Source organism: Halorubrum sp. GN11_10-6_MGM, from assembly GCF_005435165.1.
Classification (GTDB): domain Archaea; phylum Halobacteriota; class Halobacteria; order Halobacteriales; family Haloferacaceae; genus Halorubrum.
Genome location: NZ_SGUC01000014.1, coordinates 1 through 25,897 on the forward strand (window position 1 = coordinate 1; position 25,897 = coordinate 25,897).

At 55.9% G+C, this 25,897-nt stretch carries 17 protein-coding genes and 2 pseudogenes; 9 read left to right on the forward strand and 10 right to left on the reverse strand.

Annotated elements, in window-relative coordinates; genetic code table 11:
* Positions 1 to 110 precede the first annotated feature (110 nt).
* Positions 111 to 554 (reverse strand): TetR/AcrR family transcriptional regulator, encoded by a 444-nt coding sequence (locus tag EXE46_RS08635; protein ID WP_137688019.1) that lies wholly within the window; start codon positions 552 to 554, stop codon positions 111 to 113.
* 200 nt (positions 555 to 754) lie between these two features.
* Between EXE46_RS08635 and EXE46_RS08640 the strand changes: the two genes are divergently transcribed.
* The 4 genes from EXE46_RS08640 to EXE46_RS08650 all read left to right on the forward strand — a co-directional run bounded on the left by EXE46_RS08640 (position 755) and on the right by EXE46_RS08650 (position 6,829).
* Complete coding sequence (locus tag EXE46_RS08640; protein ID WP_241981517.1) at positions 755 to 2,392, forward strand: COG1361 S-layer family protein; 1,638 nt, start codon at positions 755 to 757, stop codon at positions 2,390 to 2,392.
* A gap of 3 nt (positions 2,393 to 2,395) precedes the next feature.
* Positions 2,396 to 4,867 (forward strand): RND family transporter, encoded by a 2,472-nt coding sequence (locus EXE46_RS08645; protein ID WP_137688020.1) that lies wholly within the window; start codon positions 2,396 to 2,398, stop codon positions 4,865 to 4,867.
* Between the two features lie 51 nt (positions 4,868 to 4,918).
* Positions 4,919 to 5,089, forward strand: coding sequence for an HVO_0758 family zinc finger protein (locus tag EXE46_RS17110; protein WP_199234133.1), 171 nt, complete (start codon positions 4,919 to 4,921; stop codon positions 5,087 to 5,089).
* Positions 5,090 to 5,302: 213 nt separating this feature from the next.
* Positions 5,303 to 6,829 (forward strand): hypothetical protein, encoded by a 1,527-nt coding sequence (locus EXE46_RS08650; protein ID WP_158413936.1) that lies wholly within the window; start codon positions 5,303 to 5,305, stop codon positions 6,827 to 6,829.
* An 11-nt stretch (positions 6,830 to 6,840) separates the two neighbouring features.
* Here the strand turns inward: EXE46_RS08650 and EXE46_RS08655 are convergent.
* Both EXE46_RS08655 and EXE46_RS08660 read right to left on the reverse strand, forming a co-directional pair.
* A pseudogene (locus EXE46_RS08655) lies at positions 6,841 to 6,936 on the reverse strand (zinc ribbon domain-containing protein); the annotation flags it as partial.
* Between the two features lie 473 nt (positions 6,937 to 7,409).
* Positions 7,410 to 9,680: a PGF-CTERM-anchored ABC transporter substrate-binding protein gene (locus tag EXE46_RS08660; protein ID WP_199234134.1), complete on the reverse strand. Its 2,271-nt coding sequence runs from the start codon at positions 9,678 to 9,680 to the stop codon at positions 7,410 to 7,412.
* A gap of 209 nt (positions 9,681 to 9,889) precedes the next feature.
* Here EXE46_RS08660 and EXE46_RS08665 point away from each other — a divergent pair, with 209 nt between their 5' ends.
* The 3 genes from EXE46_RS08665 to EXE46_RS08675 all read left to right on the forward strand — a co-directional run bounded on the left by EXE46_RS08665 (position 9,890) and on the right by EXE46_RS08675 (position 13,152).
* On the forward strand, positions 9,890 to 11,062 hold the full coding sequence (locus EXE46_RS08665) for a tubulin/FtsZ family protein (RefSeq protein ID WP_137688022.1): 1,173 nt from the start codon (positions 9,890 to 9,892) through the stop codon (positions 11,060 to 11,062).
* Between the two features lie 78 nt (positions 11,063 to 11,140).
* Positions 11,141 to 12,544: a tubulin/FtsZ family protein gene (locus EXE46_RS08670; protein ID WP_137688023.1), complete on the forward strand. Its 1,404-nt coding sequence runs from the start codon at positions 11,141 to 11,143 to the stop codon at positions 12,542 to 12,544.
* Positions 12,541 to 13,152 carry a TetR/AcrR family transcriptional regulator gene (locus EXE46_RS08675; protein ID WP_137688024.1) on the forward strand — a complete coding sequence of 204 codons (612 nt, stop codon included), beginning with the start codon at positions 12,541 to 12,543 and terminating at the stop codon, positions 13,150 to 13,152. The genes EXE46_RS08670 and EXE46_RS08675 overlap by 4 nt, the downstream gene beginning before the upstream one ends.
* Here EXE46_RS08675 and EXE46_RS08680 read toward each other — a convergent pair.
* Positions 13,133 to 13,924, reverse strand: coding sequence for a hypothetical protein (locus EXE46_RS08680; protein WP_137688025.1), 792 nt, complete (start codon positions 13,922 to 13,924; stop codon positions 13,133 to 13,135). The genes EXE46_RS08675 and EXE46_RS08680 overlap by 20 nt on opposite strands.
* Before the next feature lie 108 nt (positions 13,925 to 14,032).
* On the opposite strand from EXE46_RS08680, the gene EXE46_RS08685 reads away from it, so the two are divergent.
* Both EXE46_RS08685 and EXE46_RS08690 read left to right on the forward strand, forming a co-directional pair.
* Positions 14,033 to 15,280: a hypothetical protein gene (locus EXE46_RS08685; protein ID WP_137688026.1), complete on the forward strand. Its 1,248-nt coding sequence runs from the start codon at positions 14,033 to 14,035 to the stop codon at positions 15,278 to 15,280.
* A 45-nt stretch (positions 15,281 to 15,325) separates the two neighbouring features.
* Positions 15,326 to 15,898, forward strand: a complete 573-nt coding sequence (locus tag EXE46_RS08690; protein WP_137688027.1) for a hypothetical protein — start codon at positions 15,326 to 15,328, stop codon at positions 15,896 to 15,898.
* Positions 15,899 to 15,959: 61 nt separating this feature from the next.
* Here EXE46_RS08690 and EXE46_RS17720 read toward each other — a convergent pair.
* The 6 genes and pseudogenes from EXE46_RS17720 to EXE46_RS08715 form a co-directional block, all read right to left on the reverse strand.
* Positions 15,960 to 16,065: pseudogene (locus tag EXE46_RS17720) on the reverse strand (IS1595 family transposase); the annotation flags it as partial.
* 66 nt (positions 16,066 to 16,131) lie between these two features.
* Positions 16,132 to 17,373, reverse strand: a complete 1,242-nt coding sequence (locus tag EXE46_RS08695; RefSeq protein ID WP_137688028.1) for an RNA-guided endonuclease TnpB family protein — start codon at positions 17,371 to 17,373, stop codon at positions 16,132 to 16,134.
* A 1-nt stretch (position 17,374) separates the two neighbouring features.
* Complete coding sequence (gene tnpA, locus EXE46_RS08700) at positions 17,375 to 17,779, reverse strand: IS200/IS605 family transposase (RefSeq protein ID WP_137688029.1); 405 nt, start codon at positions 17,777 to 17,779, stop codon at positions 17,375 to 17,377.
* 224 nt (positions 17,780 to 18,003) lie between these two features.
* On the reverse strand, positions 18,004 to 19,638 hold the full coding sequence (locus EXE46_RS08705; RefSeq protein ID WP_137688030.1) for a hypothetical protein: 1,635 nt from the start codon (positions 19,636 to 19,638) through the stop codon (positions 18,004 to 18,006).
* Positions 19,639 to 19,975: 337 nt separating this feature from the next.
* Positions 19,976 to 22,459, reverse strand: coding sequence for an HVO_2072 family ArtA-dependent S-layer glycoprotein (csg, locus tag EXE46_RS08710; protein WP_137688031.1), 2,484 nt, complete (start codon positions 22,457 to 22,459; stop codon positions 19,976 to 19,978).
* A gap of 882 nt (positions 22,460 to 23,341) precedes the next feature.
* Entirely contained in the window at positions 23,342 to 25,891 is a 2,550-nt protein-coding gene (locus EXE46_RS08715) for a hypothetical protein (RefSeq protein WP_137688032.1), read from the reverse strand.
* Positions 25,892 to 25,897: the final 6 nt, after the last annotated feature.

Here is a 25,897-nt window from a genome sequence, read left to right on the forward strand (position 1 = left end):
CCATCCGAGACGGAAGAGCCTCTGTTCAGTTCTCCGATCACGCTTCATCAGCGATTTGACTCAACACCGTCTTGCTCAACTATCCGCACAAACACCGCCTCGACGCGCCGCTAAACTACAACGGATGGTCCGTACACTGTCGCCGATTCCGAGCAGTTGCCGGTTGCGTTCTCCTCAGCGGCGGTTTCGTCCAGTTGCGACTTGATCCGGCGGATCTCGCCGTCAACGAATAGCCGTCGGATCAGGGGATTCGACCGTACCTCTCCAAATGTTGTCCGTAAGATTGCCTCCGCCTCTTCACGTGGTGTCGCCGCCTCGGCTACCGCCGACTCAAGCGTTTCGAACATGTGCTCACGCTCATTGAGCAACACTGCGAGGTACAGTTCCTCCTTCGAATTAAAAAACTGGTAGAACGTACTCGTCCCGATCCCCACCACGTCCGTCACGTCACTCACGCGGGTGCGATCGAATCCGAAGCGCGCAAAACAATCATGACCCGCTTCGACCAAATCTCCCCGTATACGCTCACGATCCTCATTGGAAAATCGCGTCATGATAACCACCAACACAGCGACCCTTCGAGATCGCTACTGCCGCAATCGATCTGTGTCATGTACGGTTCTTCGATTCCAAGAAAGAAACGTTTATTGATTCTTGAGCTCAAGGTTTGCGTGTGCAACGACTTAGACACCTATCAATGTCTCATCATTCTACAGTTTATCAGTCGACAACAGCCTCGGAGGTACAGTAAGCGATGCAGACTCGAACCCTTTCAGTTCTGTTCGTAAGCATCCTGCTTGTCACAAGCGGGGTCGGCGTTGGAGCCGCCGGCGCGAGCATGGCTGGCAGTGACGCGACGGAGTCGCTTACCAGCAGCACAGTCGGAACGGTACCGGCGCAGACCTCGAACATCGGTGGTTCACCTGACCTTGACGTGTACGCGCCGAACCCGAACCTCGTTCCGGGTCAAACAAACGAGATCCGGCTACAGATCACAAATGACGGAGATTTACGGTTCGGAAATGCCGCTAACAGTGAAATTGTTACCACAGCGCGAAACGTCCGCGCTGACGTCGAGGCGAGCGGCCCGCTCTCCGTCGAATCCGGCGAACAATCGATCGGCAGTGTGACCACGAGCAGCTTCGGAGAACTTCCGGTGAGCCTCAACGTTCCCGAAGGAGTCGAGCAGGGGACATACACGCTCAATCTCGATCTCACGTACAGCTACATTTCCTCCGGAGAAAGCCGAACCGTCACTGTTTCGCGCGACGTGGATGTTCGCGTCCGCGATGATGCCCGATTCCGGGTTGTCAGCGTTGAGAGCGACGCACAGGTCGGCGACAGTGGCACTCTCGAGACGACGATCGAGAACGTCGGATCGGAGACGGCTCGCAACGCGGACATCTCCTTCGGAAGCGAGAGTATCACGGTGAACGGTGGCGAGTCCGGAAGCGTCCGTGTCGAAGAGATAGCTCCGGGTGAAACGGCCACTGTGGCCTACGACGTGGAAGTCGACGGCGACCTTCCTGTTCAGCAGTATATGCTCTCAGGAGGCGTGCGATTCGACGATCCCGACGGAATCTCCCGCACCGACGGGGAGCTCTCACTCGGCATCCTCCCGCTCGGCGAACAGGAGTTCGCGATCACAAACATAGACTCTGGCCTCCGCGTTGGTGAGGACGGTGATCTGATCGGGACGGTCCGCAACGACGGCCCCGTTCCGGCCCGCAACGTCGTGGTACAGTACGCCGGTGAGGATCAGAGCGTACTCCCGACCGAACGCTCGACTGCTGTCGGTACTCTCGATCCTGACGAGCGTACAAACTTCTCACTCCCCATTTCAATTAGCAGCGAAGCCGAAGCCGGTCTCCGATCGCTCGACATGGCAGTACAGTACCGCAACGACGAGGGTGAAATTCGCACTGACGAGAGCCTTGTAGTGACCGCCGAGGTTGCCTCTGAGCGCGACCGCTTCGGTGTTGAAGTCCAGAACCGATCTATTTCGGCTGGTGGCACTCGCACCGTCGATGTCGCTGTGACAAACAACCTGAACGAGACCACAAGCGATGTTGAGGCCAGACTGTTTGCCAACGACCCGCTCGACACTGGTGACACCGACACAGGGTACGTCCAATCGCTCGACCCAGGCGAAACCACGACGATGACTCTCGAGCTGACCACTACCGGCTCCGCAACCCCCGGAAGCACCTACCCCATCTCGCTTGATTTCCGGTACGATGACGCTGACGGCGACAGCCAACTAACCGATACCTACCGTATCCCGATTGATGTGACCGAAAGCGAAGATGGCGGACTACCGCTTCCGCTTATTATCGTTGCGCTCCTCGTTGCCGGGACGGGCGCACTCGTCATCTACCGGAGGCGGCAGTAGCCAATGTCGCTCGGCGAGCAGATCGAGGTGTGGACGCGGCGGCTCAACGATACCATCGTCGACCGCCCACGACGTGTTATCGTCGTATTTCTCGTCCTCACGGTGGTGTTCGCCGGTGGGATGGCTCTCGTCAGCACAGATACTGAAGCCACCGACTCGTTCACCGAGGGCCTCGACGAACAGGAGGCGCTTGACGCCGTCAACGAGGAATTCGAAGACCCGTTCGAACCAGATGGTGAATCGACACAGCTCATTCACTCGGGGAGTAATGTTCTGACGAAGGAGGCGCTTGTTAGAGACCTCCGTATCCTCGAGGAAGTGGAATCGCGAGACGATCTACGCGTCGCCTCAGCGAACGGCCCAGCGACCGTCATCGCGCAGCGGATCGACCCGTCGGCGACCACCGCAGTCGAACAGCGACGCGTAATCCAATCGATGAGCGCGACTCAGGTCCGCCAGACCGTCCGTGAGCTGTCGGAAAATCCGCGGTTCACTGGGACACTCGCGACCGACTTCAACCCGACGAGTGCGAGTGCATCGGCGTCCATCACAGTGGTTTCTCATGACGTGCCCGCTGGCTTCTCTTCAAGTGACCTTCAAGAGGTTCAGACGACGATCCGGTCGATCGCAGCCGACCAGCCTGGTGATATCACGGCCTTCGGGACTGGAGTCACGAACGCAGAGACGGCGAATGTAATTGGCGACTCACTCACCATCGTTATGCCCGTCGTCGTATTGTTGTTGCTGTTGTTCCTCGTTGTCGCGTATCGCGACCCGATCGACCTCTCTCTCGGACTGTTATCGCTTTTAATGACTGTTGTCTGGACGTTCGGCTTCCTCGGCTTCTCTGGGATCCCGTTCAATCAGCAGATGATCTCGGTGCCAGTGTTGCTGCTCGCGGTTGGCGTCGACTTCGGGATCCACATTATCAATCGCTACCGCGAGGAGACAGTTGCTGGGTTTGAGGCGACGGAGGCGATGCGGGAGGCGAACAACCAACTAATAATCGCCTTCATTATCGTCACTGTCACCACTGTCTTCGGGTTCGGCGCAAACGCAATCTCGGATCTCACACCGATCCGGAACATGGGAATCGCGTCCGGGGTTGGAATCATCTTTACGTTCTTAATCTTCGGACTGTTCCTCCCCGCTGCGAAACTGGAGGTCGACAAGCTTCGCGAGCGCTACGGCGTCCCTGAGTTCAACTCCGCACCGATTTCCTCAGAGGAGTCGACGTTAGGAAAGCTACTGACGTTCCCAGCGCAAATCAGCAAGTACGCGCCGGCTGCATTTATTATCGTGTTGCTCGTGACCGGCGGAATGGCTGCGGCGTACGGCAGCGGTGTCGACACCTCTTTCGAGACGGAGGATTTCCTTCCACCAGAGGAACAGCCGGAGTACGTCACCGAACTGCCAGAGCCGTTCGCACCGAGTGAGTACACTGTTACAGAGACAATCAACCTCCTCGAAGATCGCTTCTCGACCAACCAAGATCAATCGGTAACATTGTACGTCGAGGGGAATTTTGAGGAGGATCACGCATTGGAGGCGCTCGCTGACCCGAACAACGACGCCCCAGGAGCACTGGCAGTCGGCGACGGTGGGTCCGCACAGCCGACAAGTATTGTGACTGTGATTCAGTCACAGGCAGATTCGAATCCGGAGTTTGGCAGGTTAGTTGCCCGCAACGATATCGACAGTGACGGAATCCCCGACCGTAACCTTGCTCTGATCTATGACGAGTTGTTCGCTTCGTCGGCCGGCGATCGCGCTGAGCAGTACCTCACACCGGATCGGCGGAGCGCCCAAGTCGACTATGCGATCGATTCCGGCGCCTCACAGGCTGAATCTGCAGCGGATTCTCGTGAGTTCGCAGACAAGTTCCGATACGAGACGACCGCAACTGGCCAGCTCGTCGTCTTTGACGCCGTGACAGACATCATCTTCGACTCAGCGATACAGGGGCTAATCCTCGCGATGGGGTTGACCGGAGTATTCCTCATTGTCTCCTATGCTGTCTTGGAGAGCAAGCCGCTGCTTGGGATCGTCAATCTCTTCCCGATCCTGATCGCGGTCGCGTTCCTGCTCGGAACGATGAGATTCCTCGACATGTCGCTGAACGCCCTGACGGCTACGATTCTTTCCATCTCTATCGGGCTCGGGATCGCGTATTCCGTTCACGCGACCCATCGATTCATCGACGAGTTCAACGCGGGTGCTGACGCTCAAGAATCGATGATAATCACACTCTCCGGGACCGGTGGTGCCCTACTCGGTAGTATGCTCACCACCTCACTCGGGACAGGCGCGCTCGCCCTCGCAATTACACCAGTTCTTGGTGACTTTGGCCTGCTGATGGCGATTAGTGTGGTGTATTCGTTCGTGTTTACCATCATCGCATTACCTCCCGCAGTGCTGTTGTGGGAGCGCTATCACAGCATGTTGCTCCGGCTTCCAAGATCCACACTTGGGTGAAATACAGGGCCAACAAGACATTTTATGTTGCCCCTGAATCAGTGTAGGAGTATGAAGTCGACACGAAAAGGCCTTCGTGAGAGTGATCTGTTCAAAGATACATATGACCGGCTGAACTGCTCACACTGTGAGATGGTTCTAAAAAAAGAGAATGACACCGAGGAGGTGTTTGCTGTGCGTACTTGTCCAGAATGTGGTGCTGAGTTCAAAGAGCTACCCTGAATACAGACGTTAAGCTCCCTCCCTCAACGTTCTACCAAGACAGCATTCTCAGCGAGGAGAAGTATCAAACATGAGATTTCGGACGGTACGGTCATATAGGGAGACAAGAATGTGAGAGTACGTATACACCCCACGTGTTAGATTATGACATCAGATATTATTCAACTAGTTCCAAGGTTAATACCCGGTCGGTGGATCGGTGTGTTGTGTGGTGTGTGTGTCTTACTCTTATTTTTACATGTTGGGGCCGGACCTGCGGCCGCACAGGGAACGGCGATCAATATGAGCATGAACGGTGAACAGGCCGTACATGGAGATGAGATCGTTGTGTTAGAGGATCCAAACGCAAATATTACAATCTCAGCAGAAACGCGAATCGATCTGATTGAACTCCGTGTTAATGGAGATACGTACCGCTCATATAGTCCAAACTCAACGAATTTCGATCGATCACTCCCGCTTGAACTTGATCCAAATGATAATACAGTAGAGATTATCGCCAAGGCCGATGGAGTAACGACGCTCCAAACGGCCGTAACAAAGTATACAGCTGCACCGAGTGTACGATACACCTCTCCGTTTTCCACAACGGTCAGTGGCGGCCCAAATAGCACAATAAATGTTACTAGTGGACAGATTACGCTAGCCGGTGATCTTCATACGCTGTTAGATGTTAAACGGATTCGGATTGAACGAACGACGAATTATGGTCCGGACAACAGTAATTCAACAACAGATCGGCGATTCCATCGTATCTCAAACCCAGGTGAATCCTTTTCGCAGGATCTACTGCTCGCTAACGGAAAAAATGAGATCGTGGCTGAGTACACAGACTCTCAAGGACGTACCAATACAGACCGGTTCACGCTGATCGTCGATGATAAGACGGACCCCGTCATTGAATTTGACGTCGTTAATGAGACTTATACCGATACAGTAAGAATTAGTGGGACTGTTCAGGATCAGACCAAATTGAAACGTGTCGAAATAAACCGCACGTCAAATAATGGGTCACAAGTGTTGATGTTGAGTGGCAACGCAAAGCCCAATCCGGACAGGCTCAGCTATGAATTTGATACAACCGTTGAGTTGTATAACGACAACGATGATAATGTGTTTCAGATTACGGCTGAGGATACAGCGGGCAATATCCGTAACCGAACACTCTCAATCACATATGATCCGGAGCCAGAGATTCAAATTACAGACGCGACAACCGACGTAGATACAGAGACAGTTCGTGTTACCGGGAAAATCTCAGAAGCAGAGATTAGTCGAGTTACCGTTGAGACAGTCAATTCAGCGACCGGAGACCGGCTTGATATCGTTAGAGTGTACGACGCAGGGGGATTTACTGACGAAGTGAGCCTTGATCAAAAGCTTACAGCTTCCCGTCAGGGCACAATAGTGAATGTACTAGTAGTCTACCGCTCTGGGCAGTACTCAACAAGTATTACAGCCGAAGTCCCAGACACAAATGAGAGCATAGAAACAAATAACACTGCTCCGTCCGGCAATGTGAGTTCAGTCCAATCTAGCGAAAGTGCGAATACAACTCAGGATACGACGGAAGATAGCTCAAGCAACAAGACTACTAACGAATCAGATTCTTCTGGCGAAAAAGAGAAACAAACAGATAAGGAATCAGCGTCGCCGACGTTGCTCCCCATTCGGACACGTGAAGCCTTCGGTGGAATCGTTATTGTAGGAGGGGTCTATCTGTTTGGACACTGGGTGTGACACTCTCTTGGCTGTAAGTCGATGTTCTTCGTAGCGTTATAGTCAGCATCGTTCTCGTATCCGCACTGCTGACAGCTGAACGTCTCATCCGACCGATTGTCCGGGTAGGCATTCGTCTTTGATTAATACCCTCAGTAATATCCGATAGCCGTGGTTTTCGCTCAAATACGGCCGATCCACACCAGCTACGGCAAGGAACCGCCATTTGTGGTAGTTGCTTATCGGACAATGTCGTCAGCACTGGTGTCTCATCTGTGGTTTCTCTCGTCTCTAATACAGACAAGCATACTTTGAGAGAGCTTTTATTCTCAAATATAACTAGAGACGAATACCACGCCGAGTTTCTCCGTGTACTCTTTGAGAAACTCAGAGCGAAACAGTGTATAGAGCTGACGAAGAAATCTAAATGAAGATTCGTTGTCATACACAGACTCGGCTTCCTCATTCCTTCCGAAAGATGCCTCGATAAGCCGCCGCTATCACGCTGTTTCTCGCTTAACTAAAGGCGGATGTCAACGGTATAGTGCCGTGGGGAGCCTCGCCGGTTACCGCGAGGAGGCGGTCACGCGCAACTAGCGCACTATTCTCGTGTCGACAGATAGCCAAAAGCAAGAATTACAACCACGGTTGCGACGATCCCGAATCCAGGAACTTCAGACTCTGTCCCCTCATCAGTTGTATTGGAAGGTCCACCATCTTGCTGTGTCTCTTGATTAGCAATATCATTGGATGTCCCAGTCTCATCAGTCTCTTCGCTAGAGGTCCCATTGGTGTCCCCAGAGGTCGAATTCTCTTCACTAGGTGTATCGGTGGCCGTTTGATTTTCGTCTACAGCTGTTCTATTTGTATTCACAGCCGTTTCATTCTCATCTATTGCCGTTTCATTCTCATCTATTGCCGTTTCATTCTCATCTATTGCCGTTTCATTCTCATCTATTGCCGGTTCGTCTTGCTCGGATTCTCCATTCTCATCATCCTCGTCACTGCCTGAGCCACCGGATCCATCAGTTCCACTTTTTTCGTCTCTGTCATTCTCTAATTGAAGTTCTTCAACGCCGTTTGCGAGCGTTGTTGTTGATTCGATAACACTACGAGGCGCAGGCTGGTTGAGATAATTATTGTTCAACACGACGTAATTATTGTTTTCACCCGCGTTTGTGCTAGCATACGGCTGCCGCTCAAGGATCGACGCTTCAGAGTCTGTTACAATTATCAATCCAGGGTTGGCTTGAAGGATGACCTCATCCGAGAGCTGTGGATATCCATCTGCCTCTGACGCAGCAACGTTGCTTGTGCCGCCGATCTGCATAATTTCGTTTATAAAGGTATTGTCAGCAGCAACGAACCCCCCTCCAAGCGGATACAGTGCACTGAGACGATCAAGGTCAGCAGTCTGATTTTCTACATTTTCCACAGTTTGGTTCATCTCAGTATTCACCTCCGCTGCTGCTTCGCAGTTTCCGACAAGACGGCCTGTGCGCTCTGTTTTGGTCGCAATATCTCCGACATCCGTAGCGGCCGGGAAGTGGTAGACCGTAAGATTCTGTCTACGAAGGTCGGCGACTTGGCCAGCTGATGCGTTAGGTGCTAATACAAGATCGGGATCAGTCGCAACAACTGTCTCGACGCTGACGCCAAATTCTGCGGAGACATTCGTTCTGCTGGCAGTCCCGTTCAAGTACCCCGCAAATTCGGTTACACCGACAACCCGGTCTTGTACACCTAACTCCCAGAGGGTCTGGGCGGCTGATGGGTTTGTTGTCGTGATCCGATCCGGTTGTTCATCAAGCGTGATCTCTTCCCCTGTCGCGTCTGTTACAGTAAGCGGGAACCCACACGTACCAGTACTATTAGCCGTCTCTTCTGTCTTGTCGGCTTGGAGACGCTCAACAGCAGCCGCGAGAGTTTTTGTCGACTCAATTACGCTCCTGGGCGCCGGCTGATTTAGATAATTCGTATTCATGACTACATAATTACCCTCAGCCCCAGCGGTTGTGCTGGCGTAGGGTTCCTCATCAAGAATTGCGCCCTCTGTATTGGTTACGAGTATGACCTCAGGATCTGTTTTGAGAATAACCTCATCTGAGAGTTGTGGGTACCCATCTGCCTCTGACGCGGCAACGTTGGTAGTCCCACCAATCTCCATGAGTTCGTTGATGAAGGTATTGTCAGCGGCGACGAATCCTCCTCCAAGCGGATACAGTGCACTGAGACGATCAAGGTCAGCAGTCTGATTTTCTACATTTTCCACAGTTTGGTTCATCTCAGTATTCACCTCTGCTGCTGCTTCGCAGTTTCCGACAAGACGGCCTGTGCGCTCTGTTTTCGCCGCAATATCATCGACATCTGTAGCGGCCGGGAAGTGGTAGACTGTAAGGTTCTGCGCGCGGAGGTCTGCGACTTGGCCAGCTGATGCGTTAGGTGCCAATACGAGATCAGGATTGGTCGCAACAACCTTTTCAACACTCACTCCGAATCCTGCTGAAACGTTCGCTTTGCTGTCAGTTTTGTTTAGATATTCAGCAAATTCGGTCACCCCGACAACCCGGTCTTGGGCGCCGATCTCCCAGAGTGTCTGGGCTGCTGACGGGTTCGTTGTCGTGATTCGGTCCGGTTGTTCCTCAAGCGTGATTTCTGTCCCTGTCGCATCTGTCAGATTGAGCGGAAACTGACACGTATTATTCACTCCTGTATTCATCGGGTCCTGACCGGTGTGTTTGACGGACAGGCTTTCACCTTCTGCGTGTTCGAACTCTACCCCCGCCGGTTGTGCTCCAGCAGCGGTTCCTGAGGCTCCAACAGCTGTTGTCACCACAACCACCGCCAGTAGAACCACTCGCAAGTTCTTCACAATTAGTGACCTAGCTTATGAAATATAATTTTTGTTATTTCAACCTTACTTGCTTTGGGAGCTATCGGCCTCCCGTCTGACACAGATTAATACGTCGTGAACTCCACGTGCCAGTATTCAATGTCTCGTCACATAGCACCAGACACGGCGTGCGATGAGGTCCATCCGCAACCAGCACACTTTCATACGGCACAGCGGAGAAACAACCAATGAAACTTGCAACGATCGGGGTCGGTAACGCAGGCAGCAAGCTTATCGACCAGATGATTGAGTTTGAGTTTGAGACTGGTCGTAATCTGTGTCGTCACGCGCTCGTTATCAATACGGCTCGGACAGACCTCGCTAAACCACAACATCTCGATGAAGATCGCCGAGTACTGATCGGCGATACCCATCAGAAAGCTCGTGGGCACGGCGTTGGTGGCGATGCTGAAATCGGCGCTGAGGTGGCCAAAACGGATATTGATGAGATCCGACGTGTCTTCGACGATGTCGAAATCCACGAGGTTGATGCCGTCTTAGTCGCAGCCGGGCTCGGTGGTGGAACGGGTAGTGGCGCCGCCCCTGTTGTCATCGACGAACTACAGAAAATGTACGATGAGCCAGTGTATGGACTTGGAGTGTTACCTGGCACGTACGAGGGCGGCCGGCCGGCACTCAACGCTGCCCGGTCGCTTCAGTCATTCGTCAATAAGGTCGACAACTTCATCGCGTTCGACAACGACGCGTGGCGTTCTCGCGGGCAAACAATTGAGCAGGGTTACGAAGAGATGAACGAAGAGCTTGCAACACGGATTGTCACCCTGCTTGCCGCCGGTGAAGTCGATGAGTCAGAGGTTGGTGAAAACGCAATGGACTCGAGTGACATTATGCGAACACTCGATACCGGCGGAGTCTCCTCAATCGGCTACGCCTCTACTGATGTCACGCCCGCAAAAGAAGGACTGCTCGCCAATTTCAAGGAAACTGAGGAACCACAAAGTGAGTCGACAGATGCCGCAAAAATCAAAGGACTGGTTCGACGCGCCACGAATTCTCGGCTCACTGTTCCGTGTGATGTCTCGAGTGCTGACCGTGCGTTGATCGTGTTTGCTGGGCCGCCAGAGGTGATTTCTCGGAAAGGTGTTGAATCTGCACGCGAATGGCTTGAACACGAGGCTGATACTGTTGATGTCCTCGCTGGTGACGACCCCCGGCCTGACTCTTCTACGCTTGCGGCTGTCGTGTTACTGTCAAATGTGACTGATACGCCACGAATCAGTGAGATCCAAGACCAGGCTGTTGACGCACAAAATAAAATTCAAGAACAGGACGCAGTTCGTGAAGAAGAGATTCAGTCGTTGATTACCGATGACGACAATGATCTGGACCCCATCGTCTGAGCCTCTGCGTGGCCAGTCCCCTACCCCACAGACGGGCCACCAGTCTGTTGGCCACCATCACTGCTTGCTGGTGAACAAATGAAGATCGCACTTCTTGGAGTTGGTGGGTGTGGAACCCGGATCGTTGATCAGTTCGTTCGTGCCGAACGCCGCACAGGCCGGTCGGTGACCGGTGGAAACGTCCTCGCATTCCACACTGAATCAGAACCACTCACCCAGACAACAGCGCTCAGTACTGACCGGCGCGTTCTTCTTGGTGATACACATCCGGCAGTGCTTCGACGAGACACGACCTCATCTCCCACACACACCGATCGTCCAAACGCTTCTGACAACCCACAACACCCATCTGGAAAATCCGCAACTTCAAATCACCAAGACGGTGGTTCCAGCCGTTCGCAGACACCTGTATTTGACGTCAACGAGTATGGCGTCGGTGGCGACCCAGACGTCGGCGCCCAAGTCGCCAAGGCGGACCGGCCAGAAATCCGCCGTGCTCTCGATAAAATCGATGAGACAGAAGCTGCAGCAACGTTACTTGTTTGTGGCCTCGGTGGCGGCACTGGATCTGGTGTTGGCAGTGTGTTACTTGAGGAACTCACCGACATCTATGAGACGTCAGTCTACACACTCGGTGTTCTCCCTGCTTCCACTGAATCGAACCAGCGAGCGGTGACTGCTGCGCGTGGTCTTCGAACACTCGTTCCGCGGGCTGACTCGACAGTGCTTGTCGATAATGATACCTGGCGTGACGATAGAGATGCCATTGCTGATTGCTATCAGTCGATTAATTCAATGACCGTCGAGCGGCTGTTGGCGGTCTTTGGCGCCGGCGAAGCCAGCACCTCATTTGAGTCTGAACTTCGGATCGATCCCGCCGATATCTCACGAACGCTTGCCGTCGGTGGTGTGACGACTATCGGTCGTGCTACTATCGAGACGAACACTGAATCCCACGGACTGCTCGCCCGAATCCTTCGGCTACTTGGCCGATCGCCAACATCTGGCTCCACGTCTGTTTCAGCCTCAAAAATAAAGAAACTAATCAGTCGCGCAGTCACATCAAAGCTGACACTCCCGTGTGATATTACCTCTGCAGACCGAGTGCTACTCATCCTTTCCGGGCCACCGGACACAATTTCTCGGAAAGGGTTTGAAACAGGCCGGTATCTCCTCGAAGAAGAGACAGAGACCGTTGAGGTGCTTGCCGGGGATGAACCGATCCAAAACACGACAGAGCTCACGGCGACTGTCGTTCTCGCAAACGTGACCTCTGTTCCGCAGATCGATCAGCTTCAGCGCCGCGCAGTTTCGACGCAGGATACCGCGTCGACACCACATTCTACAGAACAGACTGAGACAACAGATCATGTACAGATACAGTCTGTCGAGTCGCCACCAGATGGCGATACAACGCCTGCTGAGTTTGATTTCGATGATGTTGACACTGCCTCTGAGACGACAGACTCTAGCGAGCAATGACAAACGACGCATCGGATTCGACGTGGAGTGCCCCAGAAGAAGAGATTATGGAAGCAACATACACGGCACTGCTCAAACACGGGTACGCTGACCTTTCGATTGCTCGTATCGGCGACGAACTCGACCGATCAAAAGCGTCTATTTACCATTATTATGATTCAAAAGATGACTTGCTCGTCGCACTACTTGAGTTCACTGTCGATGAATTTGAAGCGTCCCTTGCCACCGACTCACACCAGAACCCGGCTGAAGATCTCAAACGACTAATTGCCACGTTGCTTTCGCCCCAGCCAGTTGCGGATGACTACGAATACCAAGCTGTCCTTGTTGGGTTCCGCTCACAAGCTATCACGGACACCCGCATCCGCGCACAGTTCACTCAGGCTCATGATCGTCTGGCGAACACGATTCAAGAACTGATTGAGCGTGGTATTGCTGAAGGCGTCTTCGATGAGGTTAATCCCTCACAGGTTACAGAGTACATTCTCGCAACAATCACTGGTGTAATGTCTGGTCGGGTCACCACAGATCGAGAGGATGCTGTCGCGGCGGCACATACGTCACTTCTCCATTATATTGACTCGGAACTCACCCAAGATGGCTGCTAACCTGTTTTTTGTCCCTTCGGAGCGCCGTTCCAAGGTCACCAATCGCTGACAAAACCGGATACTGTGGCGCGTCACTCTCTGAATACAAGTACGTGTAAAAATCAACCTTTTCAACAGACGTGTTCCCACTTGGCGACTCAGCGACCGGTGGATCACGGAGATCAGTTTGGCGTTGCTTGACTATCTCATCAAGTTCTGATTCAAGTTCTTGAAGTCCACACCAGATATCAAACGCGGCCTCACTACGACGCGTCTGTACGGCGTCAAGATGTGTACAGAGGTTCTGCTGTCGAGTTTCGATAGTTGAGAGTTTTGTCTGGTAGTCCCCGAGTAGATCAATTTCGTCTGTAATCCCACCAATAAGATCAGTGCGTACATCAATTGCATTTTGACTTCGATCAACGATCGCTTGTTGGATCGCAGAAGTGAGACGCTTGTTTGTTGCTAATGAGGTCACAATATCTTCTCCAAGTTCCGCAGTGAGGTTTTCAGCAAGTGTCTCTTCATACCCGGAACGGTAGTGTGGAACCGACAAAATCGTCTCCTTGTATGCGGACAAGACAGATCTCAGGGCTATGTCGCCAGAATTTGCTGGAGAATCTATCGCTTGTGACCGATCAGTTGTATTTGTCGGGGATGTCTCAGATGGATCGAATCGCGCTGGTTCAATTTGTTGAACACGCGTCAGAAACTGTTGAAATGCGTCTCGCTCTACAACCACACATTCTCGCTCAGCCCGGCATGCCTCGATGGCTGTTTGGAGTTCACCCACCACAGGACCCAGCATTGTCCGGGCACTAACTATTATCTTTCTTCGAGGCGGGAATCCCTCCCCCGTCTACCTCCGATATTTAAGTCCCACCCTTACTGATCGAGAGATATGTCTCGAAGACGACGTACCGTGCTTGCTGGTCTCGGCACTGCCGTCGGCCTTGCTGGCTGTTTGAGTGTGGATGGTGTGAGATATCCAGATGAGATAGAAACTACAGACGGGTCGAATTCCACCACAGATTCGAACACAGACAACCAACCTACTAGCAACTCAACTGACGAAGACGGAGTGCCTACTGGCCCCAGGCGGCTGATCGCTGAACAGACGCGGGCGATTGTTTCTGATGTGGTTTGGTTTGCTGTGTCGTATCAAAACGCAATTTCGTCATACAACGCTGCTATCGACGGTGTACTCGAGACAGTGGCCACGGTCCGTGCCACGATCCATCAACCGACAATGCCGACAACAACCATGGTTGATCGTCTCGAAACCGTGGCATACAATGCTGCGGATCGCACAGCAGAAATACTTGAGCCGCACTTTTCTCCTCGCAACCTCCTCCGATCGCGGACAGAGCAGCATATTCCAGCCTTAACCCGTGCGGCTCGCCGCAACGATGCTGATCGGTTTGTTGAGGAACTAGACCGGATGCGTCTGTCGTTTTTCCAAATACAAACACCGGTGTACATCGGCAGACGCTTTTCACGAGATCCAATACATAATCGGTTACTTGACCGAATTGTCCCGCTCGCTACTAGCGATGTACTCGTCGAACTCGCGATTCCGACTCGCCGTGAATTCACTACACTCGCCCATGAACCGTACGATACAGAGGGAAGCTACCCGCCAACGTTTACTGAGTCCCCGCTTCCGAAACCTCGCCGAGAAGCCCTACAACAACGGCTTGGTCCGGTTGTTCAGACGTCGGGTCGAACTGAAGAGCTGTTCATGACGTTTTCGCGCCGCCCCGACCCTGCCGATCGCGAGCGCAACGCGTTTCGTGGCTCGCCCGGTGATTTAGACGGTACGCCACTATACATTCAACAGTACAGGGATCGCGCGACCGCACGCGAGCAACTCACGGCAATTCTCGAAGCTGGTGCTACAGAAGGAACGACGACAATTTCCCCCCGTTCAGCGGGGACAACAGATCAGCCAGAATGGCACCGCTACTACCACCGTGAGGCGGGCAGTGATCGGACTAACCTTGATGACTTCCCGGGTGTTCAGTACGGATATCTGCTTCAGGCTGGTGCGTTCGTTTTTGCTACTGGGTTTTCTGGTGATGCGTGGGAAGAACGACCCCGCTGGCAGGGCCAACTGACTGAGAGTTGGCTCCTCCAACGCTCAGGTTGAGCTCGTTTGGCGAGGATTTAATTCGTGTGCCACCAATTCTCATGTATGAACCTCCCTTGTCCTCGGCGGCAACTTCTCGCTGCTGTTGGCTCTTTATCGCTTGCCGGTTGTCTCGTTGAAAGTGATACACCCGTGGCTGATAGTTCTGAGGAGACAGCTCCATCTCATACTCAATCAACTACAGCTTCCACGTCGGAATCAACTGAGTCCGCACAGCCAGACAACACGTCAGCAGGGAATACGACCTCGCTTGAGACCGTCGGTATCGCTGTTGAGACAATTCGCATTACCCGTATTATCGAATCCCCGAATCAATCACAGCTCATCGCCGACATTGTCATCGCTAACCCAGGAACGACAGAGTACGGGACACTTGAACTACGCGCCGACGCCTACTATGAGCCGCCAGCCGACGACCGAACGTATCATCCACCACGAGTCTCTGAGCGTACCGCTGTGGGCCGGACCTATATTGAGCAGACGTACGACTCGTTTGATTCGGGCACACGCACGCTCCGTGGTGTGGTCATTCAGTACGACGATGACGACGCAAACGGCTCAACTGATCCCGACGAATTCGACATCGAAATCGCTGTTCGCCGCGCCGAGCCAGTGTGAAGCGTGTTGGGACCCAGCCCTGATTGACATCCTCCCCGCGCTGAAGCGCGAGACTTTCTCCTTGGTTCTCCGTAAGTTCCGACTCATAAAGACGGCGTCCCTCGTGTGTATGTAGTTTTCCAGTCACAGTGGCCACACCAAGTCCGGTCGGATCCGTTGGGGGTGTGCTCAGCTAGCCTTTAGCGGAAGGTAGGGTAGTCTTTCGTGTACATTCGTTTGTGAACTACCCTACCCTACTCGCTCACGGCTGACGCCGTTCGCTCTGTGAGGGTAGGGCTTCCTGCTTCCACGACGCGCTTTGCAGACACAGGTGTATCCACAGGGAGCGCAGTCTCCACAGGCGTTGATTCGGAGTATCCCACTCCTACGTCTTCAAGGCCGCGAGAAAGAATGTTCCACGCCGCATTCGCGTCCCTGTCCGCCTCAAACCCACAGGCAGGACAGGAATGTTCACGGACCCACAACGGTTTGTCCGTCGAGACGCCGCACGACGCGCACTCCTTGGTCGTCCCTCTCGGGTTGACCGCGACGAAGTGCGTTCCCTCTCGCTTGCACTTGTATTCGAGCAACGAGAGGAACGTCCGCCACGCGGCAGAGGCAGTGTTGCGGCTGTTCGACGGCGACTCCATCATTCCCTTCACGTTCAGGTCTTCGACTGCTACGAGGTCGTACTCCCGTGCGTAGTACGCTGAGAGTTTGTGCAAGAAGTCGCCGCGCTTCCGACGGAGGTCGGCGTGACACTCCGCAACGCGCCGCCGTTGCTTCTCGTAGTTGTTCGACCCGTGTTGCTTCCGCGAGAGTTTCCGTTGCTCGCGTTCCAAGCGTTCGCGTTCGTCGGAGAGGTCAAGCGACCCAACCGCCGTACCGTCGGTGTCGTGGGCGTACTTGAGAATCCCCACGTCAATGCCGACGCACTTCTCGGGATTCTCAGGCGGTTCGGGCGGCTCACGGTCCATTTCGACACCGAACGTGGCGAACCACTCGCCCGTCGGTTCCTTCTTGACCGTGACCTGTTTGATCTTCGCGTCGTCGGGGATGGCGCGGTGAAGCCGTATCGGGATGTCCGCGAGTTTCGAGAGTGACAGGACAGTCTGACCGCCCTTCTTGTCGAGCTTGAAGCCAGACTGACTATATGTGAAACTGCGGAACTCCCGTGGCGGCTTCCACTTGAGTTGACCGACGCCGTAGCCGTTCTCCTTGAGTTTGGAGAGTCCTTTGAGGTTGTCGAACAGGCGTTCCACGACGGTTTGGAGAACCTTCGAGTACACGTCCGAGAGGCCGTCCCACCACTTCTTGAGGTCGGGTAGCTCCGACCGCAGCGTGGCCATGGACGGCAGTTCACCGTGTCCGTCTTGGTACTCGTTGAGGCGGTAGAGCGTGTGGATGTACAGTTGCCTACAAATGTCACGGTGGCGGTCCAACTCCTCACGGTGGGCGTCGGACGGCTTGAGACGGTACTTGTAGGCGTAGTACATTCTACTCGCGTTGGTTCTCGACGTACTGTTTCAGCACATCTAGCGACACCTGCCCCGTCGAGATGAGGCAGTACGAGTCGTTCCAGAACGAGTCTCCCCACAGTTCGGTCTTCAGTTCGTCCGCGTACTCGTTGCGGATTCGGCGGGCGGTCGCGCCTTTGACCGTGTTGATGAACTTCACGAGGTCTGTGGTTGGTTTCGCTCGGAACAGGATGTGTACGTGGTCGTCCTCGCCGTCGAGGTTCGTCAGTTCGACGCCGTAGTTGTCCGTGAACCCGCTGATGACCTCGTGAATGAATTGGGTTCGCTCCTCGGTTAGCACTCCGCGCCGATACTTCGTGGTGAGTATCAGGTGGTAGTGCAGGGAATACATCGAGTGCGCTCCCGAGTCGAGGTCGTACTCCATTGGGTTCGGTCGATACTATGCTACCCTACTGCAACAAACGTTGCGAGTGCGTGGACCTGTGGGCCTGCCACTGAATCGTGTATGAGAACTGTGCGGCGCTGTATCCCCTCCCTGCTCGCGCCTCCCGTTCGGTCGGCGTTCGCTGAGGAAGGGGGCTTAGCGCCTACTTTCAGCTAATACTCCTATTACCACCAGTTTACTGAAGAGCGAGTTAATTAGAAATTTCAGTTATATTTCGTCGGACCAGCAATAGTAGACTCACCACGCAGTATAGAAACTTCAATATCGAAATTATCCGCAGAACTGGACAGATCGAATTCGCACCCAAGAGATCCATCAGACTCAACGGTAGCTACACAGTTGAGTACCTGACTGATACCACCGTTGGGCGCTTCGGCTGTCACGCGAATGATAACCGATCCACCCGGCGCAAGATTGGTGTCAGCAGTCACAGGAAGCTGTGATGTACCACTCACGGACTGATTCGTGAATTCGACATCTGGTTCGACAATCACGAACGACTCGCTAAACGAGACACGTGGGACAGACGGGGGAGCAGCCTCACCGACTGTAACGTCCAGTGTGTACTCACCAGTTGCGAACGCATCAGTGTCCACAGTTGTAACGAGTCCACCTGCCGCGGGCTCGTATGTTGTGTCAACTGCGGCGAGCGGCGCGGTCGGTACGTCACCAGTTGCCGTCTGCGGGCGAAGGTCTACGCCGTAACCGAGTGTCCCATTGCCAGCAGGACCGTACAGCACGGTGCCACGTTCGCGGTGCGTTGACCGGTCACCGTGAAGTGTCACACTCACGTCTGCGGCACCCCTTGTGTCGGGGTTACGCATCTCGTAGGCTGTAAGGAGCGTATGGTTCTTTGACACGGTAACTGGACGGTCAAAGGTGATTGTCATACGCCCATCCGTGCTTGTTCGAATATTTTGAATCGCGAATCCGACAGAGCGGTCAACAAAGCCATCACCCGTCTCATCAACACCGAGCACGTCGATGTCGCTTGGGGAAAACTGATGGACGCCCCGCGGCGGCACGTTGTCGTCGACGCCGTAATCGATGGTTAATGACCGCATCGAGACAGTCTCGTTCGGGACTGTCTGAACGGTATGCGTTGTGTCTGCGGTCGGCGCACTATCGGTGGCGTAGACGAGGTTACGCGCGGGCGCTGGCAATTCAGCGAGCCCACCGATCCCACTCACCCCAAACTGTGTCCGGACGCGATCTCCACGGGCAGCCGACAGGGGTGACCCAGTGGCATCTGTCGAGACCGTTGACTCATCCGCGTCGATCTCACTCGTATTGGTCACCGGATCGTTTTCCATTCCAATTACAGGTGTGTTGGGAGCGATCACATTGACATGGCTTCCACCTGCCTCTGGCTCGTCGACAGTGAGGACCGCCGCAACGCTCGTCTTATTAGTAGAGACGATCAGATTGTAACGGCCAGGGTCAAGCGCGGTGACCGTCGAAGTATCAGACATGCCTGACTCGGTCAAGAGATCGACAGTGTCCGCGTCACTCCCCGCGGTAAAGCGGTCGGCATCATCGATACTTCCTCCCCTGATGGTGTTTGCCCGCACAGAGACAGTTCCATCGCCGTTGCCGTCACGGACGCGGAGCGTTGCTCGATACTGCTGGTTGGCCGAGTCGATCTGGAGTGTGGCCTGATCGGTGTTACGCAACTGGAGTTCGATAGTGGCGACATCGCCCTGGGTGACCGTTGTCTGGGCCTCGCTGAAGCCGACTGCTGACCCAGACTGTGCCGCTGCGGGGGCGGCGATCGGTGCGGCGATCGCCCCGAACCCGACGAGGAGGACGGCGGCGACGAGGGCGAGACGTGTATCCATGGATATAGCATACTATCGTCGTCGCGGGTAAATACTTTCTGTGACCGAGTGTCGTGATCGGACGCTTTGAAGGCTCTCCTTGGCGGTCTCACTACATGGCAGACTGGTGAGAACGCGAAAACTAATATCCATCTCTCGCACAACGTGTCACACGAGGCGCGACAGTTTACAGAGCGGTCAGGACCACATCCCACTCGCACTCACCCGCCAAGATCTACCACACCACATCGTACAAAGCTACCGAGCTACGGCGCTTACGAGTGTGAGATGAGTGTGAAAAAATGGAACCGCAAACTGCGTGAGCCGAACGGGTTGTCCGTTCGGTGATTAGTGATCGTTAGTTGTCGCGGCGGGTCGCGAGCAACGCAGCGGCGATGAGCGCGACGAGCGCGACGAGCGCACCGAAGCCGGGCGTGCCGTCCTCGGTGGAGCCGTCACCGCTGGAGTCGTCGCCACTGGAGTCGTCACCAGAGGTGTCGTCACCAGAGCTGTCGTCGCCACTGGAGTCGTCACCAGAGGTGTCGTCACCAGAGGAGTCGTCACCAGAGCTGTCGTCGCCACTGGAGTCGTCTCCGCTAGAGTCGTCACCAGAGCTGTCGTCGCCACTGGAGTCGTCGTCGCCGTCAGACGGATCCTCGCGTTCTTCGACGATCTCAACGTTGACACGGTCCGTACTTTCGCCGTCGTCAGCTTCGAGAATGTACGTGCCGGTCTCAACGTCAGACGTGTCGAAGGAAGCGTTCCACTGACCGTCGCTTCCCCACTCGTCGGTGGAAGCCGACGCAACAGAGTCGTCTTCCTGCGTCAGGAGTTCGAGCGTGATCGCCGCGTTGTCGGGCTGACGGTTGGTGTCACCGCCGACAACGAGCGTCTCGCCGGTCGCAACCGGGTTGATGCCCGAGGCCTCAGCCTGCTCAGGGTAGACGTCGTTGATCGAGAGCGTCGGATCGTTCAGCCGGAAGTTCTGGTTGACGATCAGGTCGTCGCTCCCGGTGTCGTCGACCGTGTTCGAGAGGATCTGGCTGCGGATCTGGTCGCCGGTACTGCTACCGTCGCCAAAGCTTTCAATTTCACCCGCAACGGTCTGCGCATCAGATCCGAATTCGTCACCGTACTCACCGTCACGGCCGGGTGAGATCACGTGACCAGAGACCGAACCCTGGGAGATGTCGTCCAGCGAGATATCTTCTTCTTCGAACGTCTCATCGCTGTCGACAGTTGCGGTCGTGGTAACCGTGTCACCACGCTCACCAACGAATGCGATGACCACTTCGTCCTGACCAGCTGCGGTACCTTCAACGTCAATTTCCGCATCGACGCTGTCGATCTGTCCGTTGATCGTGCCGAAGTTCGCGGTCAGGTCACCGGGCTGGACACTGAGCGTGTACCGCGCACTCGATGCGCTGCTGAACTGCGATGTGGTGAGTTCGCTGGGGTCGTCAACATCTTCACTGCTCAGGTCGGAGGTATCGACGACACCGATGTCGTACTGACCCTCGAAGGAGAAGATGTTGCTGGCCGACGAGAGACGGACATCTTCCTCTTCGAAGCTGTCGTCCGAGTCGACGGAGATGTAGTCCTTGTCAACATCGCCAGCGTCGCCGGAGATGTTGAGCAGTTCCCAGTCGCTGTTGTCACGAGCGTATATCGCAACTTCGTCGGCACTCTGGGCGGTACCATTGATGTCGACTTCAGAACCGACCGTGTAGGTGTCGGTCGGGCTGTTGAGGGAAACCTCTCCCTCCTCGACGTCGAAGCTGACATCATCTGCAGACGTCAGGTTGCTAGTATCGTCAACCGAGCTCTCCTCATAGACATTAACGTCGATCGAGGAGTCATCGAGATATGCCGTCTCGATGGAGCCGACGCCCTGCGTACCATCAATCTCGACGGTGGCGTACGCGTACTCCATCTCGTTAGGCGTATCAGTCCCATTGTAGACGCCAGTCGCGTTGACGTCCTGAACGTTACGGAAGATGTCTTCCGCATTGTCGTAGCTGACACCGTCGCGGAAGTCGCCTGCGTCAATGGCAACAACGTGTTCGTCGCCATTCGTTCCGCCGCTCAGGGTGTACTGGAGGTTGTCACCGCGTGTGACAGAGTCCTCAGCAGTATCGATCGAAAGCTGGTCCTGGGAAGTGGTCTCGATGGTGTACTCCTGGACCACGCTGTCGTAGTCAAGGTTGTTGGCACCCTCGAAGGTGACGGTGTACTCACCTGCATCTTCGGTTTGCAGATTGAGGGAAGTATTCTCCCCGGTGTTGTTGAGCTCCGTGGGACCCTCGACGACCTCACCAGTGATTTCGTCACCGTTCGGATCAGTAACCTCTACTGAAACGTTTTCAGCGTCGTCAAAGTTCCACTCCGCGTAGATTTTGAGGTCATCCGCATTCGAAGTGGCAATCTGGCTAATGTCGTCAGTACTACCGTTGTTGCGTACCTCCGCGGTGGTGATCCGAGGCTGGACGACCGTTACACTGAAGCCACTTCCGTCGGCGTTGTCAGCGTAGGTTCCAGTCTCTTGATCTTCCGGAATCGGCATCTGGAGGGGCGTACCCTCACGGTTACCGGAGGTCCCCTCTAAGTCACTGGCCTCGAACTTCTGTCCAGTGTCATCGTAGAAGAAGAGATTCTCTTCGCCCTGGTAAACCGAACTTCCATTTCCAACTGCGGTACCACCATCAACGTCCATACGATCTCCATCCGTTACATTAACCGCTGCAGCAGGTGCAGCCGCGAATCCAACGGCCACCATGGAGATCACCATGAGAGCGCTGAAGAAGACCGCATTGGCCTTCGTGCGTGTATTGTCGTTTGTCATTGTATGTTCTTGTGGTCTGCGTCGCGACACCTGTGCTTTGTCCGTACCTTACTCGCCCGTTCGTCGTCGACCAACATCACATCGAGGGCGCGACCGGACTTGGGTCGGATTACTCGCGGTGTGGCATCGCATTGTCCGCATCGGTAGGGGTACTGCGTCTGTAACAATCATCGTCGAGTATAAATGCTTTGTGTGCCTCTCGGCAGTGTGTGGATGCGACACACAGAAGATAGCGGTCGTCAGACAGTCGTTTTTAAAATATAGAGAGACAATTACACACTATCGCCACTGTGTGAAAAATCTCATCGGAGCCGCGTACGCCAGTCGACCGGAACATCTACCTATACAGGGTTCCTCATGTTAATTGGGGTCGAGCTCTCTCAGGCGACTGGGTGCTGATTTTCAGGGTAGGGGACCTGCCCAGTCGTCTGCGTTCCCAAGACGCTGATACTCCAAAGAGCTTCAGCGTTTTCGAGGCGGAGCCTCGGGCCTCAAGGAGCGAGGGGTTCAGACGCTCAGTCGGAAGCGCGACGCGAGTAGGCCGGAGAGGAGGCCGACACGAGCTTTTGCAATCACTATGTTACACCATATCTTACTGCCAGTTAGTGCTGTGTGTCCACAAGTGGCGCGCAGTACGGGCCGCAGTAGCCCGGCCCTGAATGGTGGGTTTGTCGACCCCGAAGGGCGTCCGTAGGCGGGGCGCACAAGACGCCCCGTCGCGCCAACCGAGGGCGAAAACCACATCAAAGCCCCACCCTCAACGAGCGAACCCCGTAAGGGGTGAGCGAAGTAGGCTGGGATCGGTTACCTATGCGTCTGTGTCCTCGAACGCGGCCGCGACAGCCACCTTCCATGATCCGAAGCAACGCTGACAGAAGAGACCTAGCCAAGAGAGATCTGCGTCTGGTTGCCTTGGAGTACGGCTTCACCGGTCACGGTGACGGTCTGGTTGCCGATGGTGTACTTGCCGGGATGCGCAACGCGAATGGCAGCGGTACCATCTGAGACAGAAGCAGTCCGAGTGTACGTGTACGTCTCCTCCGCGAGCGTCACTGCTGTCGTCGCCGACACCTGCGCGTCGGTTGGTTCGGCTACTTCGATCACGGCCCCTGACACGACCGCAAACGTCCGGACGCCATCATCGGCCGCGAGCAGTTGGTAATGGCCGACCGGATCGGTGTCGTTACGGCCGACACCAAGCCCCTCATGAAGCGCTGCGTACGTGGTGTTCGTTGCCGGCGCGTTCTCGCGCTCAGTTAGTACGACGTACCCGACCCGATCGCGGAGCCGGTCATATTCGGCGTCGGGGTCCGGAGATGCGAGGAACGAACCGTGGTTGCTTCGTGCGTAGCCGTAGCTCTGGGCCTCACCACTCACGAAGTAGTTGTACATGCGGTTATCGCCCCACTGACTCAACACGAAGTTGCGGGGATACTCACGCTCAACCTGCTCTGCGTGGGCGTCGACGGTCTGGGCGGCGTCGAACTGCGCGCGGTCATAGGTGGTCTGTCCGACAAGCGACGGTACAAGGAGGAGGTTGAACAAGAGGACGAGCGCAACCGTCGCGACGAGGTACCCGCGCAGGCGAGTCCCCGATGGCAGCGCTAGTGACGTGATCGACTGTTCATCGGCTACTGTGTCATCACTTCGATGCCGATTCGGCCGGGAAGTGGTGTTACGCTCGTTGTTCGGCCCAAGAGTCACGACGGGACGCGCGATGTCGATAGCCGACAGGAGATAGACAAGCCCAATCCCGGCAAAGGGGGCGATGACGATCGCGAGCTGGCCCGCAAACCGCACCTGAACCGTCGCAAGCAGCGTGTAGTACCACGCGAAACAGACGAGGACGAGCCAACCGGGCTCATACCGCCGCGCGACCGCCCACGTCGCGACCCCGAGAACGGCGACGGCGAAGTAGAACCCCACTCCAAGTTGGAGCAGCGGCCCGAACACGACCGCGAAGTCCGGTGAGAACAGTGATACTGTCTCCGAGATTCCTTCACGGAAGAACAGATCACCGGCGCGCGACTGGAGGCGGGCAACATCGTCCGGACGAAGCCGCGCATAGCCGAACAGGCCGGTGAGGGCCACGAGCGCCTCGACCGCGACGAGTCCGAGCGGCGGCAGCGAGAGGCGACGCCACAGCTCACCGAGGGCGACGACGACGAACGCGCCGCCGGCGACGAGAAGGGGCGTGCCCGCGGCGATCGACTCGTGCCAGCCGAGCGCAAGGTGTGCGGCGAGCGCCAGCCCGGCGCCGAGGGCGAGCCCCCCAAGTAGCGGCGCGTTGGCGAGGCCCGGAGCGATGTCGTGGCGCACGTCGAGCGCAACCCGGAGGCCGACGACGCCCGCCAAAGGGACGAACGTGAGCGGCGAGCCGCCGTAAGCGTGCGCGGACGCGAACACGGCAACCGCGAGGACGAACGCGGCGGCCCACATCCTCGCGTCGCGGGCGTGTGCTCGCGCCGCGGCTTGAAGATCGTCTCCGGCGTCCGACCCCGCGTCGTCCGAGCCGCGCCGTGGCCTTCCCGTGACCCGTCCGGTGACGTCGGTCGCGAGGGCGGTCAGTGCGAGGACGAGCACGCCGATCCACAGGTACTGATGGGCTTGGTGATCGAGAAAGCCGACCGAGGTGTACACGACGTTCACCGGGGCGAGCCCGTAGAAGACGACCGCGGCGAGCGCCACGCGGACGTCGCCCGTGAGCGACTTCGCGATCCGGTAGACGACGTAGCCGAGACACACCGAGGCGACGACCGGAAGCCACGCGGCGACTGCGGGCGCGGCGTCGACGCCGCCGAAGAGGACGGTCACCCACCAGTTCATGGCGTGCGCGAGCGGGCGCGTGCCCGCGGCGCCGCCCATGTCGGCAAACAGGCCGAAATCGAAGACGCCATCCGCGCGGGCGGCCAGCCGCTCTTGCCAGTACCGGAAGAAGTAGGTGTCGTTGGCCGGAGAGACGACGAACCCGTCGCGGAGGACGGCCGGCGCCGCGACAAGCCGGGCGGCGGCGACGGCGAGCAGCGCGCCGACAAGCGCGAGGGCAGTACGCCCGTCAGGGAGTGACTCAGCGAGCGAGGGCGGCACCCCGGAGGTGGCAGTGTTCGTCCCGGCGGCCGCCTTCGGAGCGCCGGGCGGGGCAGTCTCGTCGGCCGAGACAGTTTCATCCGTCGCGTCGGGGTCGGCCGGGCCCGCCTCGATCGCGGCGCGGACCGCCTCCGGGTGGCGGAGCCGATAGCCGTTCCCGGCGTCGGTCGCGAGGTCGCGGGCGACAAAGTCGCCGAACTGACCGGAATCAAGCGCGATGTCGGCGAACGTCCACGGTTCACCGTCGGCGTCACGCTCGGCGAGCGCGGCGAGGGCCTCCTCCGCGTCCGGGTGGGCCGCGAGGAACGCGCGGGCGGCCGCGGTCGTCTCCTCGGGCGAGGGCATTAGCGT